Origin of the sequence: Streptomyces himalayensis subsp. himalayensis, from assembly GCF_013778455.1 — a bacterium.
Lineage (GTDB): Bacteria > Actinomycetota > Actinomycetes > Streptomycetales > Streptomycetaceae > Streptomyces > Streptomyces himalayensis.
Genome location: NZ_JACEHE010000006.1, coordinates 320,651 through 336,028 on the forward strand (window position 1 = coordinate 320,651; position 15,378 = coordinate 336,028).

Consider the following 15,378-nt stretch of genomic DNA (forward strand, 5'->3'; position numbering starts at 1 on the left):
CAAGGGGCGTCACCGCCAGTCGACGACGATGCGGTTCAGCGGGGTGTCGAGAGCGAAGAATCCGGGGCGCTGCTCGATGGCGGGTGCGTCGAGGGGCTGGATTTCGAACGTGGCCTCGCGGTCGCGGTATGCGCGGTCCCAGGTGCGGATGGCGTCGGCGACCTTCGTGGCGAGCTCGTCGCTGCCGGGGCCGTGGCCGATGACGCCGAACTCCCAGAGCTTGTCGCCCTCGGGGGTCTTCTTCTCCGACACGCGTCGCGCCAGGTAGGTGACGGCGCCCTTGTCGACGGCCGCGGTCGACGAGGGGTAGGGGTCCTCCGTGAGCAGAGTGCCCTTGGCGTTCTGGGGGAACAGCATCCGGATGAGGCCGGAGGGAAGGGAACAGGTGACGAAAAGTTCCATCCACTCCGGCGACTCCATGGCGCGGACCATCATGCCGGTCCACTCCTCGGTACGCGGCTGGTCCAGGACTCCGGCGAGGGCATCGGCGTCGATGTTCTGCCCAGCGGGGGCCTGTAGCCGGACGGTGCCGTCTGCGCTGAGCGGGATGACGCGGCGGTCGTCGTCGGCGATGCCCCGCCGGAGCGGCATGAAGGTGTTCATCTCGCTGCCGAGAGACACGCATCGACCCTCGCGCTGCTCGTAGGCGATGGACCGGGAGACGGTGCCCTTCAGGCGTTGGGGGACGAGGAGCCGGCCGTCGGGGGCGAGCTGTTGCATCCAGGCGTGTGGTACGCCGTGAGCGCCCACGGTGGCGATGATCCGGTCGTACGGCGCTCCTTCGGCGTAGCCGAGGGCCCCGTCGCGGGTCACGGCCTCGACGTTGGTGAGACCGGCTGCGGCCAGGTGTGCGCGAGCGCCCTCCACAAGGTCGTCGTCGACATCGAGGGTGGTCACGTGCCCGCTCTCCCCGACCAGGTGGGCGAGGAGAGCGGCGTTGTAGCCGGTGCCGGCGCCGAGTTCGAGGATGCGCTCGCCGGGCTGGGCGTCGAGCTGGTCCAGCATGAGAGCGACAACGCCCGGCTGGGAAGCGCACGAGATCGATGTGCCGTCGGTGTCGTACTTGATGTGCACTGGTGCGTTGGCGTAGGCGTCTTCGAGCGACGCGTCCGGCACGAACACGTGACGGGGCACAGTCCGCAGCGCATTCTCGACTGCGGCCGTGCGGGCGTGCCCGTCCGCGCGAAGCTGGTCGACCAGGGCGTTGCGGAGGCGTTCGGCGTCAGCCGTGGGGGTGGCGATCGTGTCAGTGTTCACCGCCCTGACGCTATCCGTCTCGGCCGTGGCCTCGTCGGTCGACGCGGTGTTGGCACTCGTTCCCATGATTACCTCTCGTGCGATGTTGGACATGGCGCTTTGGTCGTCCCGGAGGAGACCGGCGCGGTTGGCGTGAAAGATCACGTGGTGGGCAATGACGGCTCGCAGACCGCGGGTGAGGGCGCCGCGGCCTGCGAGGTCGGCGAGCGCGGTGCCCGCCCCCTCGAAAGCGGCGACCCACTCGTTGTGCTCGGCGAGCGGGCCGTTCGGGCGACACAGGCTATTGGCGTTGACCGTCATCAGCTTCCGCATCGCGGGCGCCAGTTCGGCGGCCCGCGCAGAGGGCAGAAGGCCGGTGGCCGGTCGGAGGGCGGCGACCTTTACCCATACGTCGCCCTGCTCGAACCAGTCCAGGCCGGCCGCCCGCATCATCGCGCTTGCCAGCAGCACGGCGGTTTCCCGGCGGCCCAGCTGCTCCGGGCCTGGTTGATAGGTGAGCAGGTGGCGGCTGTCCTTGTGGAACAGGTCGTGGGCGACGCCCATGGCCTGGGTCCCGCCGAAGACGTGAGTCTCGGGTTCGTAGATGCAGGGCAGCCATGACACGGCCATGCCGTCCTGGACGAGGTCGCTCAGCAGCGCTTCGACGGCGGGTGAAGGCTCGTCCGCGCGGTACCGCAGGGGCCAGGGCTGCTTGTTCATGAACCACCAGCCGGTGAGCTGCCCGTCCCTCTCGGCGGCGAGGAGGACAGGGGCGATGCGTTCGACGATGGCGCGCTGGGCGCTCTCGCGGTCAGCGAAGGTGATGTTGTGTTGCTGCCAGCGGTCGGAGCGGTCCGGGGGCATGCGGGTGTCCTTCGTTCGATGGGGTCATGCGATGAGCAAGCAGGCGTCCCAAGTGGATCGGGGCGGTTCGGCAGTGCTGGGCGCGAGGAGGGCCAGTGCGATACCGGCTGCGCCGTCGAGGAGACCGGGGCCGCGCTCCTCGTCCTGCATGAGCGTCGTGGCGGCGTGTGTGGGGTCGGCGTCCGGCGGTTGGACTGCGGCTAGGAGTGCCGGGATCGTGGCGCGGAGCTGTCCGGCGGTCGAGGGGTGGGCGTCGTCGGCCGCGCGGGCGGCGACGTGGGCGAGGCCGGCGAAGCCGTGGCACAGGGCGTTGTCCGTCGTGGCCTTGAGCTGAACGGGGTCGGTGAGGGCGGCCACGAGCGCGTTCTCGGTGTCCAGCTGGCGGCCGTCGTCGCCGCGGGCGAGCGCGGCGAGTTGCTGGGCGCGGGCGAGGCCAGCGGTGCCGTAGCACCATGACGGCCGCCGCGGCGTGGACGAGGTGAGGCGGCCGGTGCGCAGCTCGTCCCGGGTGACCCAGTACGGCCACGCCGGGCCTCGGCCGGTGTCCTCTCGGCATCGGTCCAGCCACACCAGGATCCGGCCCAGTGCGTCATCGTGGCCGTCGACGAAGGTGCCCTGCCTGGCGGCGAGCGCCAGCAGCGCGAGCACGCCGCCGATACCGTGCGCCATGCCGTTGTTGGCGTGTCCGCCTCGCAAACGGTCGTCCGGGCGGCCCGAGGGCCCTGTCTCCGTCCACCAACCGGGCAAGTTCTCGCCGTCGTGTGTGATCGGTTGGGTGAGGCGTACGCAGTAGTCGAGTACGGCACGCAGGGCGGCGCTGCCAGGGTTGCGGCGCAGGAGGTAGGAGCCGTAACCGCTCAGGCCGCGAATGGTGTCGAACTCCGCGAGCGCTGGGAGGAGTCCGGCGTCGATGCGCCGGTGTGCGGCGTCGACGCGGCGGCTCACGTCGTCAGCCATTTGTCGGTCGAGAGTGTCAAGCGCGCGCTGGTAGGCGCCGGGCAGGTGATCGGCGGCGCAGGCCAGAGCGTGCGCGAAGGCGGGCGCCCCGTAGAAGGGGTGGCTGTCGGGGCCGCTGGTGAGCGGTTCACGGGAGGCGGCGGCGAGCCAGTCGTGGGCGCGCTGCCACGGCCCCAGGCAGGCCGCAGCCCGCTCGATGTGCAGGAGCGCGATGCCGGGCAAGCCATAGGCAAGGTGCTGCCGATGAGAGACCGCTGGCCCAAGGTACGCCGTGTGGGGGTCGGCGAGCTGCTCGGCGACGACGTCGGCCAGGTCCAGCACGGCCTGTGCGGTCATGGCGTCCTCCCAGTGGTGCAGGCGGTCCAGGCCAGGGAGGCAGCGCGAGCGAGGTAGAGGCAGACCTCTTCTTCGGGGAAGTTCACCGCGATGTGCCGTACGAAATGAACGTGCAGCAGCGAGGTCAGGACGTCATCGAGGGCGATGCCCTGCGTGTGGGGACCTGGCAGGTGCCGCCGGTACGCAGCGAGCGCCGCGTCGCGATCGGCCCACGCCGACATGATCGCCGCTCCTCCAGGGGCGCCGCGCAATGCCGCCCAGTCGTCGCCAGGGTCGGCCAGACGTACGGCATCGGTGAACTGCGGGCGCGGTACGGGCACGGGCGCTGTGGGCGGGATGTGGTCGATCAGCCAGCGCATCCCGGCTTGAGTGCTGCCGAGGAACGCGGAGGCGATAGAGACAGTGTGTGCGGCCACCAGCGTGCGCTCGTGTGGGCGCCGCGGCTGCGAGAGCTGGGCCAGGATGGCACGCGAGTCCGCCCGGAACACTTCCTCGGCTGCGCCCCATGCAGGGCCGGATCCCCAACGGCCCATCTCCCGGTAGGAGGTGGGGTACCGCAAGTCCGCCAGCAGACCGGCGCCGCGCAGCTCGTCGGCCCACGCGCTCACGGTTCGAGCCGTCTCGGCGAACGCCTCCGGCGTGGGTAGCGCGATGCGCAGACGCAAGTGCTGCTCGGGGTCGCGGAAGCGGATGAACCACCACGGCGGGCCACCGAGCCGTTCGAGCAGATCGGGCAAGTGGCAGGAGAGCACGGTGTCCTGGCGGCGAGCGTCTCCATACAAGGTGGCCAGCAACACCGACGAAGCGGCCGGGGTCTGCATCTGGGCTGGGGAGAGGGCGCGAGCCGGGGTGGGGGCCGTAAGCGTCGGCCACGCCGGCGGCCGGATGGCCTTGAGCGGCACCACTACCTCGTGGGCGCGACCGTCGCACCAACCGAACGCCCCCGGTTCCGCCGCCTCGACGAGCACGGCCAGGCCCACTCGGTCGAGGTGCTGGCGCAGCAGCGTCCGGTGGCCGGCCTCGTCGAGGTCAAGGAAGAGACGCCGGTCGTCCTCCACGAGGTAGACCCGTTGAGGTAGCCGCCGCCGAGCCCGCCAATCGGTGAGGGCGGAGTCCCATTCGGCCCGAGGGCGTGCACGACCAGGCTGCTCGGTCGCCTCCAGCCGCCAGCGGGCCGGGGCAAGCACCGTGCGTCCGCACCGCAGGCGCGGTAGGAACGGCATCGCCGCCGCAGCACCCCAGTCGAAGACGGTGACTTGCGCGCATTGAGCACGCGACAACTCGGTGAGGAATCGCACCAACGGCGGAGTGTGCGTGTGGAGGTTAAGCGCGTGCATCCCGACGGCCTCGATGCGCTGGCCGCGCTCGGGGGCGGCCAGGTACATGCGGCGGCCGTCGCACCCCACCGCCAGGTCCGCAGGTGTGAGGACATCGTCGGCGGGGGCTCGGTGTTCCCAGAGGCTGATCACAATGGGCAGGCCTCGCGGGGCGCGTGTGATGTGGGCGCTCTCGGGCAGGAGCGGCGGAAAGGACAGCTGCGCGGGCACGGTGTTCCTGTCAGCGGTCGGAAGGTCAGCCAGCTCGGCGGCCAGGGCCTCACGGTCGGCGGGGGCCAGGACGCTGAGGAACCGGCCTGCGGAGACGCCGGCGCCGCGAGACACGCTCACGACCTCCAGCCGGAACTGCCCGCGCTGCAGCTCGCCAACGCTTGCCGCATGGACGCGCACCCCCACCTCCAGGTGTGGCGGCACCCGGGGTTCGTCGGGCCCTACGTCCAGGGCGTCGATCAACTCGTCGGTGAGGACCACCTCGTCGCGGCCGTCGAGCGCGGCTGCCTGCGCCAGCCGTACGAGGGCGTCATCCCGAGCTGAGACGCGAGGTCGACGGGCGCCGGGCGGGGTGCCTGGGTAGCCCTCGGGGTAGCCAGTGCCGCTGTCCGCGACGACTTCCTGGAGCGGCACCATCGTGCCGATGCCGTACCGCTCGTAGAACCGCTGGTGGTACGCGGCCCACGCCGCGGTGCCGTACGGGCGGGCGCTGACTCGGGTCAGGATCAGGGCCGCGCGCTCGATCTCGCGGGCGACCGCGTCCGGCAGTACGAGCTGCGCGTCCAGGCGCAGGTCGAGCGCGACAGGGTGGCGGCGCAGACCTGGCACGAGGGCCCTCATCCGCGCTGCGACGCTGTCCCGCCCGCCCCGCGAAGTGCACTCATTGAGGCCGGTCCGGATCGCCCGCAGATCGCGCAGCATCTCCGCGACCGGGGGGAGGCTGTCGGTGTCGATCGCGTCGAGTTGGTCGAGTAGATACCCGAGGGCGTCGGTCTCGGTGCTGGGTGTGTGCAAGCTCGTGATCAGGACACGCCGCTGGATCAGCTCTACCAGCAGCCGGCGCACCTTCTCCGGTCCGGCCTCGGGGAACTCCGCCTGGAGCTTGTCCGCGAGCACACCGACCCGGAGCGGCGCCCGCGTTGCGGCGAGGACCGCGCGCACGGGCTCGGTGAGGGCCATGGACGCCTCAACCGCGCGAGTCCGACCGTCCTGGGCGTCGGAATGGAACGGCACGATGAGCCGGTCCCCGCGGCTCGTCACGGCGTTGTTGACGACCACCGGCAGCCGTTCGAGGAGATCGGGGCAGGCCTCCAGCCTCTCGACGACGGCGGCCAACCACCCTGCGCCCGCATGGCCGATGGCCACGTGCTCCACACCCCAACGTGCGCCCGCCTGCGGACCGAATTCCGCGACGGTCACACCGGCGAAAAGCCCGAACGGCGTCGCCCGGTGCTGGGAGCGCAACAGGTAGCGGGCCACGGACAGTGCCGCACGCCGGACGTCTCGCGTTGACGGCTCATCGGCCGTGCACACGGTCCGTACCTGCGCGGCCAGGACCGGGCTGGCGTGTTCCAGGGCTTCGACGAGGTCGCCGTTCGCCCAGACCGCGCGCAACCAGGCGACACAGGTGGCGGACCCGTTGGGAGAGTGATCGTTGAGGTCCGGAAGCGGAGGACACCGCAGTGTCGGCCGGGCAACGGCTCGTACGAGAGCGGTCGTGCCGGTTCGGAACGCTGGGGGCGGAGCATCCACCACTACCTCCGTAGGTGAGGGACGGGCGGCTGGTGCCGCCACACAACAGGGCGCGGCGGCACCAGCCCGGAGCGACGTGAAGCCTCGGCTCAGGCGACGTTGGTGGTGCAGGCGCCGCAGGTGGTTCCGCAGTTGTCGTCGGTCAGGTTGACCAGACCCGCGGGGTCGGCGACCTCGACGAGGGACACGTCCAGGTCGAAACCGTCCGACGTCCTCGGAGTCTGCTGGGTCGCGTAGGTGCTGCTCGGTACTACCGTGCTGCGTGTCATGCCAACTCCTCTGAGTGGTTGCGATGTTGTTGTGCGGTGGTGCCCGCCTCCGGCCGTACGGCACAGTCCGCACGGCCGGAGGCGGGAGTCTGGTCAGACGGCAGCCGGACGCCGCTCCATGAAGTAAGCGAGCGCCTGAGCCTTGAGCCGGTCGAGGCACGCCTTGCAGGCGTGGACCGGGGCATGCTGCCCGTCCCACTGCAGTGGGCCGAGCCAGATCACGGGCACTCCGGTGCGCTCGCACCCGAGCCAGCAGTCACCGGTGACCCAGTGCTCATGCACGCGGGAGGTCATGTCTCAGCTCCCGTCCACGGGCCAGGGGCGGGCGACCGGCAGGTGGGCCCGCACACCCAGAGCCGGAACAGCAGGCCCCGATGACGTACATCGCCCAAGATCTCGCCGCTCGCTCCCAGGTACCTGGCACAGCGTGCGCACTCCATGGCCATCTGCTGGCGGGGACGTAGGCGGGCGACGTCCGGCACGGGCGGGGTAGCCACGGCCGGCTTCACTCGTCGCCCTTCATGAAGAGTTCGGCCCAGACCTCTTTGCACCGTGGGCGCTCGTCCGGGCCATGCAGGTCATAGCCCCATCGGTCGGCAATGCCGTCGATCAGAAGCAGGCCACGGCCTGACTCGTCGTCATCCCCGACCTGCCCGAGCACCGGCATGCGCGATGGCGCCCGGTCCACGACCCCAACGCGCACCCGTGTCGCGCTCGGCCGCCCAATAATCAGGCGGATCGAGTCGCACGGGGTGTGCCTGACGGCGTTCGCGATCAGCTCCGAGATGATCAGCGCGGCGACGTGGGCAAGGTTGTCGAGGTGCCATACGCCGAGGACGTCACGGACGAGCTTGCGGCCGATTTTGGCCGTGGACGGCTCACACGGGAATGTCTGGCTGTAGGCGGGGTGGCCGGTGGGGGCGGCCTGAACTGGCTTAATGAGACTCGTCATTGGGGTTGAGCCTTCGCGTCGTCTCGGCGCCCGGCCCACCCCCGCGGGGGAACCTCAGGGGCGGGCCGGGCCGTCAACAGCCGCCCCCACGGTGGGCGTGGCGGGTGACCGACACCAAGACAACTCCCTTCCCGAGCAAGGTGATTAGGGCGATCAGCCGTCCGTCCATCGGAAGGACCTAGGGCGATTTGACCTTCTCTTTACCTGGCGGGTCAGGGGAGGTGAGGGCTACCGTGCGGACATGGACACCACGCGCAACACCGTTCTTGAGGCGTGGATGGCCGAACACGGCTACAGCTCCAACAGCCTTGCTGACGCTGTGAACAGGGCCTTAGAGGAGCTGACCGGGAGACATGGCGGCCTCGACGGTTCATCGGTCCGGGACTGGAAAGCAGGCCGGGTCACGTGGCCCAAATCGGCTACCCGCAAGGCGCTTGAGGACGTCAGCGGCCTGCCCGCCATCGCTCTAGGGTTCGTGCCACGGGGCCGGACTCCGTCCAGCCCAGCCCCACCGCAGCAGGAGGACCCCGACATGAAGCGCCGTACCCTCGTCGGAGGCATCGCGGCGGCTGCCGCCGCAGCAGCCGCCGCTCCCGGCACCGCATCCCCGCGCCGCATCGGCATGAGCGACGTCGACCGTCTACAGAAGCGCTTCGCCGAGATCATCGCCAGCGACCACCGCCACGGCGGCCAACTCGGCATCGAGCAGCGGGCCGCCGCTCTCGCCGACGAGGCCCTGAATCTCCAGAACGCGGGCAGCGCCAGCCAGCGGGTACGCAGCAGCCTCTACGCCTCCGCAGCGGCGTTCCGTTCCTCAGCGATGTGGGCTGCCATCGACGGCCGGCGCTACGACATCGCCAAGGCGCACATGCGTGAGGCCCAGGCGCTCGTCGAGATGTCCGGCGACCAGGCGATCAAGTTCCGCATCTGGAGCCACGCAGGCACTATGTACCGGCACATGGGCCGTCCCGCGGACGCGTTCGCCGCCAACGACGTCGCCCGCAACCTGCACCTCACCCGCCGAGACCCTCTGTTCGCCTCCCTGGGCCTGGCCCGCCAAGGCGCCATCCACGGCGCGGCCCAGGACCGCACCGGCACCCGCCGGGCGTTCGAGCAGGCGCAGGACGCCATGCTGCGCGCCGACCCCGCCGACTACCGGCCGGTGTGGATGCTCGCCTTCTACGACCAGGCTGAACTGGACTCCCTGGCCCTGTCAGCGCACTTGGCGCTCGGCGACTACTCGACAGCCGAGTACCACGCCCACCGCTGCCTGTCCGCCCTCCGACCCCACATGATCCGCTCCCGGGCCATCACCACGACCCGGCTCGCACACGCCCAGCTCGCCCAGGGTGCCCCCGAAGCTGCCACTGCCACCGCAATGAAGGTCCCCGCCGAGGCCGCTACGCAGCACGCCCGGGTCACGCGCATGCTGCAAGAGTTCGGGGCCGCACTGCGCGCCACCGCGCCGGGCAGTTCCAGTGTGCAGACCTGGACCGAGCACGCCGCCACCTGGAGGATGGCCGCATGACCACGGCGCCCGCCATCGAACTGCGCACCTTCACCACCCTCGACACCGCTCGCGGCGACCTCCTCGATGCGTACGCCGAAGTGCGCGCCCCACTCCTCCACCTGCCGAACTACGCGGTCACCGCGTTCGGCGAACGCCTGGACCGGCACAGCACCGAGCCGGGGTTCGCGGCTGTCCTCGCGTACGCGGGCAGGCATCCGGTCGGCTACGCCTACGGCAATACCATTGAGCACGGCGACCGGTACTGGCAGCGCACCAACCCGGCTCCGGCGGAGAAGTACACCCAGCGACCGGCCGTTGCCCTGAAGGAGATCGGCGTCCGGCCTGCCTGGCGGAAGACCGGCACTGCCCTGCGTATCCACGACGCCCTCCTCGCCACACGTGACGAGCCCTTCGTCACCCTCATGGTCAACCCGGCCGCTGGGGACGGAAAAGTCCACGCGCTCTACAAGTCGTGGGGATACGAAGACATCGGGCAGAGCCAGCCGTCAGTGGCCTCGCCCGTCCTCACTGTGATGATCCGCGCAAGCCGCTGAACAGCACCACGGCCCACCGGCTTGACGGACTTCCACCGATACCAGTTTCCCTGCCTTTTCTCGCAGCCCCCGCAGGTCGTACGCGAGTCGCTGTACGGGCCTGCCGTCCGGGTCGACCGGCTTCTCGCGTCGTCCCGCCCGGAACACTTTTCAAGCGCTTCAAGCCAAAGAGCAGGCGTTCAACCCATGTTTTCCTCCCATCTCGACGCAATCCCGGCCTACCTGTGAAATACCCCTACCGAGAGCGCCCTGCTCGCACGGAAACTATCAATGCACACATCCCTCGCCCCACTCCCCAGCGTGCAAATTTTTCGCGCGTAAGGGGTAGCATGTGAAAACAGATTGCCACCTGAAGGGGGAGCCGCGCATTGGAGACCTCAAGCCAGTCCGAAACTAGGTCGCCCAAGGACAGCAAGGCGCCTGGTGGACTGCTCGATGCCGTCGATCGGCAGCTCGTCGAACTCCTTGTCGCGGACGGGCGGGCGGGTTACGCCGAACTCGGCGCCCGTGTCGAGCTGTCAGGCGACGCGGTCCGTGAGCGGCTGAAGCGACTGATCGCTGACGATGTCATCAAAGTGGTCGGCAGTGTCTCCCCGGCCACCGTGGGCCTGGATAGCTTCGCGCTGGTGGGTATCACTGTCAGTGGCCCGGCGCTGCCCGTGGCCCGAGCGCTGGCGGAACTGCCCGAGGCCGATCTAGTGGTGCAGACGACCGGCATGTTCGACATCATTATCGAACTCGTGTGCCGCGATGACCGCGAAATGCTGCAGGTCCTGGATGAGTCGGTTCGCAGCGTCCTCGGGGTGCACACCTGCATGGCCATGCACTATCTCTCGGTGGAGAAGTACGCGCCCGAGGGCTCCCAGCAACTCCTCGTCGGCGGTGGGCGCCCCGGCAACTCGGCGGGGCCGGATGCCCGGGGAGACTTCGACGACGCCGACCGAGCCTTGGTTGCCGTTCTCCAGCAGGATGGGCGCGCCTCTTTCAAAGAACTCGCCGAGCAGTCGGGCGTGCCATACGCCAGTGCCCGTCGCCGTGTGCTGCGCCTCCTGGAGCGCGGCGAGGTGCGAATCGTGACGATCACCAACCAGCTTTTGTACGGTCGACGCGTGCAGGCCGGGGTCGGGCTGCGCGTGCAGGGCCCGATTCCTGACGTGGTGCAGTACCTCAGTGACATCGATGAGGTGGAAGTAGTGGCCGCCACCACTGGGCCGTACGACCTGCTGCTGGAGGTCAGCTGCGCGAGCCGGGCAGATCTGTACCGGCTGACGGGGACCGTGCTCCGCCAAATCTCGGGGATCACGTCGACGGAGACGTTCAGCTACATCGACGTTCACAAGCTGCCGTACACCTGGACCGCTCTCTGACGGGCTCTCTTCAAAGAGCAGCGTGGGAGTGTCAGACGCCTACCGTCTGGCACTCCCACGCAACTCAATTCCTAGCAGGCCCGACAACCGAGGTGGATTCACCGGGCGCCACGGCGGCTTCGCATCTGTATGTGCCTGAATCACCTTAGAGCTCGGTCCGGGCTTGTGGCCTCCGGGCCTGTGTGGCTCTTTGCCCCTGTCCTTGGTGATCCTGGGGTGCTGTCGCCGGCCCAATCCGCGTGAGGGAGCGCCTCGGGCGGCCCTCACACCTTCAGCCGTACAACCGCCCGTGGACGTGGCCAGCGTGGCCTTGCGTAGCGAGACCGCCTTGGCGAACCGATACTGCCCGCCTGGCATCTGGCCGCAGGCACGGGCGGCGATCGCGCCTACCGGCCCCGGTTAGCCCGCATACGTCTTCGGCTTGCCGACCCTGCACAGATAGCGTTCCGCGAGCTCCACCAGACGTTCTCGGCCGAAGCGCTCGCCATGACCCGCCATGATCGTGTCGACATCGAGCTCCAGCAGCCGTCGCATGGTCACCTGGTAGTCCTCCGGTGAGCTCTCGGCGAGGAAGTCGATCATGTCAGTGCCGTCGTCGTACACGACGTCCCCGGAGAACAGCAGCTTCTGCTCCGGTTCGAATATCGCCACACTCCCCGGTGTATGCCCCGGAAGGTGGAGCACCTCCCACCGTGCGTCACCGAGGTCGATGACGTCGCCCTCCGCCAGTTCACGTGTCGGCACGACGGGCCGCAGTTCGTATGCGCCCCAGTCGTAGCTCTCCTCCGGTACGGCGTCAAGGAGCACTCCGTCCCCGAAGATGCCGTCCGGCGCCCCTAGTACGTGGGCGAGAGATCCGGGTACGAGAGAGCCCCGACCTGGTCGTTCGATCCTCTCGGCGGCGTGCGCCCAGACCTCGGCGAATTCGTGTGCACCACCGAGGTGGTCCAGGTGACCGTGAGTCGCCACGAGTGCCGGCTCGCGGTCGAAGAACTCGGGAATGCATGATCGCATGGATGCGATGCCCAGGCCGCTGTCCACGAAGAGGTCCCTATCCCGTCCATGAATCACCCAGGTGTTCGCAGCGAGGACTGGCTTGGTGTGAGGCTCGCGAATCAGCGTCAGCGTGGGGCTGACCTGTTCGACGGTGAACCAGTTTGGAACCACGGGGAGTTGGGTCATGGATTTCAGCTCCTCGGGTGTTCCGGGGCGGTCACGGGCCGAAGGACGTGGTGCAGTAGATAACCGCCACCGGACACCAGGAGGCCTGCGAACAGCGACAGATCGGCTCCGTCCAACCGCGCCACCAGGGGACCCGACCACAGGCTGCTGTACGCGACCGAGGCGGAGGCGACTGTGCCGAGGACGAACCAGCCAAGCGCCCGCCGGTTCCAGCCCTTGGTGTACCAGTACGGACCTTCGCCGGCCTGGTGCAGGGCCCGGACGTCGTAGTGCGCTCGTCTCAGCAGCATGTCGGCGAGGAAGACGCCACACCATGAGGTGGCCCAGACGATGAGCAAGGTGAGGAACGCTGTCAGCGAATCGGTCAGGTCATGGAAAAAGAGCACGTATGCCGCTGTCGCCACTGCCAGTGCCGTGTTGAACGCGACGGCGGTTGTGCGGCTTCCTTTGATGCCTGCGGCGAGCAGGCTCATGCCAGAGGAGTACGTGTTCAGGAAGTTGTTGGTCACCGTGCCGAGGACGACCACCGCCAGGTAGATGGTCAGGAACCATCCGGGGACGATCATGCCGATACCGGCAATGGGCTCGGTCATGTCGGTGACCGTGCTCGCCAAGAGACCGAGCACAGAGATGAACACCCCGGGCACGAAGCAACCGAGAGCCGTCGTGACGACCACCTTGGCAGGCCTCGCGTCCGCGGGGAGGTATCGCGAGAAGTCCGCACCGGTAGTGACGAAGGACATCGGTCCGGCGCCCATGACGGCGAGGGCGACGAGCCATACGCTCAGCGCAGCCGTTGGCGCGTCGCCCATAGATCCGAAGTCGGCCTCACGGACGATGAAGACTCCGAGCACGACCGTTCCCAGTCCGAGCAGGAAGGACAGGACGGTGTTGGCGGCCAGGATGGTTGCGTGGCCCCACATGGCGATGGTCACGGTGACCCCGGTCACCGCAAGCAACGAGACGACCTTCATGCCGGTGGACGGTCCAACCCCCAATGAGTCGAGAAGGCCCACGAGGGACAGCGTACCGATCACGATGTTCACCGACGTCCAGCCGACGGCCGTGAACCATGAGAGCAGGGCCGGGACACGGTTTCCGATGATGCCGAAGGTGCTTCGCGACACGGTGAGCATGCCGGTTCCGGCTCTCGGGCCCGCGATGGACGTAAACCCAACGAAGGTGAAGAAGGCGTTCCCGGCGACGATCACCGTCAGTCCTTGGGCAAGGGAGAGTCCCAGCGAGCCGACGACTGCCCCGAGGATCACCCAGGTGAACACCGTGTTCGTGCCAAACCACATGAAGAAGATGCCCGGATAGGTCGCAGTCCGCTCGCCTTCAGGGATGAAGTCGATGCCATGCTGCTCAACCGCGAACGCTCGGTTCTCTATTTTGTCCCTGGGCTTTTTCCCCTTGGACTCATCGAGAGAGGAGGTCATCCCTGCGTCCTTTCTGGGGGAGCAGGTTGCCGCAAGTTGCGGCGCATCAACTTTCCGCTGGAGGTGGTAGGCAACTCGTCGACGAAATGCACAGCCCTGGGCACTTTGTAAGCCGCCAGGTGTTGTCGGCAGTAGCCGATGAGCTCATCGGCGCTGGGTGAGCTCCCGGGGGCAGGGACGACGTAGGCGTGCGCCACCTCGCCCTTGACCCTGTCTGCCTCGCGGCCCACGGCGACCAGCGCGACCGCCTCGTGGCCGATGAGAACCCGCTCGATTTCTGCGGGATAGACGTTGTAACCGGCAGTCAGGATCATGTCTTTAAGCCGGTCCACGACGAAGAAGCGGCCGGCACCGTCATGCGTCGCGATGTCGCCCGTGTGCAGCCAGCCGCCGGGTGTGATCGTGTCGGCGGTCGCGGCAGGGCTATTGCAGTAACCCATAGTGACCAGCGGTCCGCGAGCCATCAGCTCGCCGGGATCGCCTGGCCCGCATTCGGAGACGCCATCCTCGATGCTGACGACCTTTAGCTCGTTCCCCGGCAGCACCACGCCGATCGAGCCGTGCACGTTGGGGGCGTACAGGGCGTGCGTGGCGCCCAGGCCGGAGAGTTCCGTCATGCCCCAGAGCTCGATCATCGGAGCGCCAGTGAGCGCCTCCCAGGCGTTCATGACGCTCTCGGCGATGGTCTGCCCGCCCACCGTGCTCCGCGTGAGGCTTGAGAGGTCGGCATCGGACAGGCCCGGCGTGGCGAGCATGGTCGCGTACATGGCCGGGACACCTTCGAAGAGTGTGGCGCGGTGCTGCTCGATGCGCCGGATTGCTCCTTCGGGGTCGAACCGGGTCATCAGGACCACCCGGCCACCGGCCATGAGGGTGCCGTTGATGGCGACGTTGCCGTAGACATGAGCCGAAGGCAGCGCTGTGACGACGACGTCGTCGGGCGTCCGTACATGCATCGTGGCGGTGTACGCACAGTTCAGCACGAGTGATAGGTGTGACTGCATCGCCCCCTTGGGACGGCCGGTCGTTCCCGACGTGTAGGCGATGCACGCAAGGGACCCCGGGTTGACCGATACCGGTTCGAAGGGCTCCGTGTCGGCGGTCTCCACCAGCGTCTCGAAGCTCTCGACGTCACCTCCGACATCGTCGAACGCGACCACCCGCTCAAGGGTGGACACTCCGGCCAGCGCGTCCCCGGCTGCCTTGAGGCGCTCATCGGAGGCCAGCAGCACCTTGGTCCCTGAGTCAGTGAGGATGTAGGCGAGTTCTTCACCGGTCAGCATGACATTCAACGGATTCACGACCGCGCCGCACCGGAGGGCGCCGTGGTAGGCGACGATCCACTCCCACCGGTTCTGGGAGATCAGCGACACCCGGTCACCGGGACGGAGCCCGCGCGCCGTGAGGGCGTGGGCAACTCGACTCGACAGCTGGTCCAGTTGCTCGAAAGTCAGGGTTCGGTGGTCGGTGATGAGAGCGGTACGGCGCGGCCAGCGTCGAGCGGCTCTCGGCAGGAGCTGACCCAGGCTGTCCAGAGGCGGAAACAGAGTGGCACCAACTGCGGGTCCGGCGTTCAAGGACGACCTCCCGGCGGTGAATGCTGAGCGTGACACCGCAGTGAACCCCACTCGA

General features: G+C 68.5%; 12 protein-coding genes. 3 read left to right on the top strand and 9 right to left on the bottom strand.

What is annotated here, in order from left to right; all coding sequences use genetic code 11:
* Nucleotides 1-9 precede the first annotated feature (9 nt).
* From fxlM to H1D24_RS13170, 6 genes are all read right to left on the bottom strand, one after another.
* On the bottom strand, nucleotides 10-2,100 hold the full coding sequence (gene fxlM / locus H1D24_RS13145; RefSeq protein WP_181657645.1) for a methyltransferase, FxLD system: 2,091 nt from the start codon (nucleotides 2,098-2,100) through the stop codon (nucleotides 10-12).
* Between the two features lie 24 nt (nucleotides 2,101-2,124).
* Nucleotides 2,125-3,393: a lanthionine synthetase C family protein gene (locus H1D24_RS13150; protein ID WP_181657646.1), complete on the bottom strand. Its 1,269-nt coding sequence runs from the start codon at nucleotides 3,391-3,393 to the stop codon at nucleotides 2,125-2,127.
* Nucleotides 3,390-6,335, bottom strand: coding sequence for a lantibiotic dehydratase (locus H1D24_RS13155; protein WP_181657647.1), 2,946 nt, complete (start codon nucleotides 6,333-6,335; stop codon nucleotides 3,390-3,392). Before H1D24_RS13155 ends, H1D24_RS13150 begins: the two co-directional genes overlap by 4 nt.
* A gap of 227 nt (nucleotides 6,336-6,562) precedes the next feature.
* Nucleotides 6,563-6,742, bottom strand: coding sequence for an FxLD family lanthipeptide (locus H1D24_RS13160; protein WP_181657648.1), 180 nt, complete (start codon nucleotides 6,740-6,742; stop codon nucleotides 6,563-6,565).
* A 93-nt stretch (nucleotides 6,743-6,835) separates the two neighbouring features.
* Nucleotides 6,836-7,036 carry a hypothetical protein gene (locus H1D24_RS13165; protein ID WP_220136662.1) on the bottom strand — a complete coding sequence of 67 codons (201 nt, stop codon included), beginning with the start codon at nucleotides 7,034-7,036 and terminating at the stop codon, nucleotides 6,836-6,838.
* A gap of 211 nt (nucleotides 7,037-7,247) precedes the next feature.
* Complete coding sequence (locus H1D24_RS13170; protein WP_181657649.1) at nucleotides 7,248-7,694, bottom strand: ATP-binding protein; 447 nt, start codon at nucleotides 7,692-7,694, stop codon at nucleotides 7,248-7,250.
* A 241-nt stretch (nucleotides 7,695-7,935) separates the two neighbouring features.
* On the opposite strand from H1D24_RS13170, the gene H1D24_RS13175 reads away from it, so the two are divergent.
* The 3 genes from H1D24_RS13175 to H1D24_RS13185 all read left to right on the top strand — a co-directional run bounded on the left by H1D24_RS13175 (nucleotide 7,936) and on the right by H1D24_RS13185 (nucleotide 11,125).
* On the top strand, nucleotides 7,936-9,222 hold the full coding sequence (locus H1D24_RS13175) for an NsdA family TPR-like regulatory protein (protein WP_181657650.1): 1,287 nt from the start codon (nucleotides 7,936-7,938) through the stop codon (nucleotides 9,220-9,222).
* On the top strand, nucleotides 9,219-9,758 hold the full coding sequence (locus tag H1D24_RS13180; protein ID WP_181657651.1) for a GNAT family N-acetyltransferase: 540 nt from the start codon (nucleotides 9,219-9,221) through the stop codon (nucleotides 9,756-9,758). Before H1D24_RS13175 ends, H1D24_RS13180 begins: the two co-directional genes overlap by 4 nt.
* 368 nt (nucleotides 9,759-10,126) lie before the next feature.
* The gene (locus H1D24_RS13185; RefSeq protein WP_181657652.1) at nucleotides 10,127-11,125 is read left to right on the top strand and encodes an Lrp/AsnC family transcriptional regulator; all 999 of its coding nucleotides are present in this window, start codon (nucleotides 10,127-10,129) and stop codon (nucleotides 11,123-11,125) included.
* 399 nt (nucleotides 11,126-11,524) lie between these two features.
* On the opposite strand, the gene H1D24_RS13190 is transcribed toward H1D24_RS13185, so the two are convergent.
* Genes H1D24_RS13190 through H1D24_RS13200 form a run of 3 tightly spaced genes read right to left on the bottom strand, consistent with a single transcriptional unit; the run spans nucleotide 11,525 to nucleotide 15,374 of the window.
* Complete coding sequence (locus H1D24_RS13190) at nucleotides 11,525-12,307, bottom strand: MBL fold metallo-hydrolase (protein ID WP_181657653.1); 783 nt, start codon at nucleotides 12,305-12,307, stop codon at nucleotides 11,525-11,527.
* Between the two features lie 5 nt (nucleotides 12,308-12,312).
* On the bottom strand, nucleotides 12,313-13,746 hold the full coding sequence (locus tag H1D24_RS13195; protein ID WP_181657654.1) for a purine-cytosine permease family protein: 1,434 nt from the start codon (nucleotides 13,744-13,746) through the stop codon (nucleotides 12,313-12,315).
* The gene (locus H1D24_RS13200) at nucleotides 13,743-15,374 is read right to left on the bottom strand and encodes a class I adenylate-forming enzyme family protein (RefSeq protein ID WP_309484294.1); all 1,632 of its coding nucleotides are present in this window, start codon (nucleotides 15,372-15,374) and stop codon (nucleotides 13,743-13,745) included. The genes H1D24_RS13195 and H1D24_RS13200 overlap by 4 nt, the downstream gene beginning before the upstream one ends.
* Nucleotides 15,375-15,378: the final 4 nt, after the last annotated feature.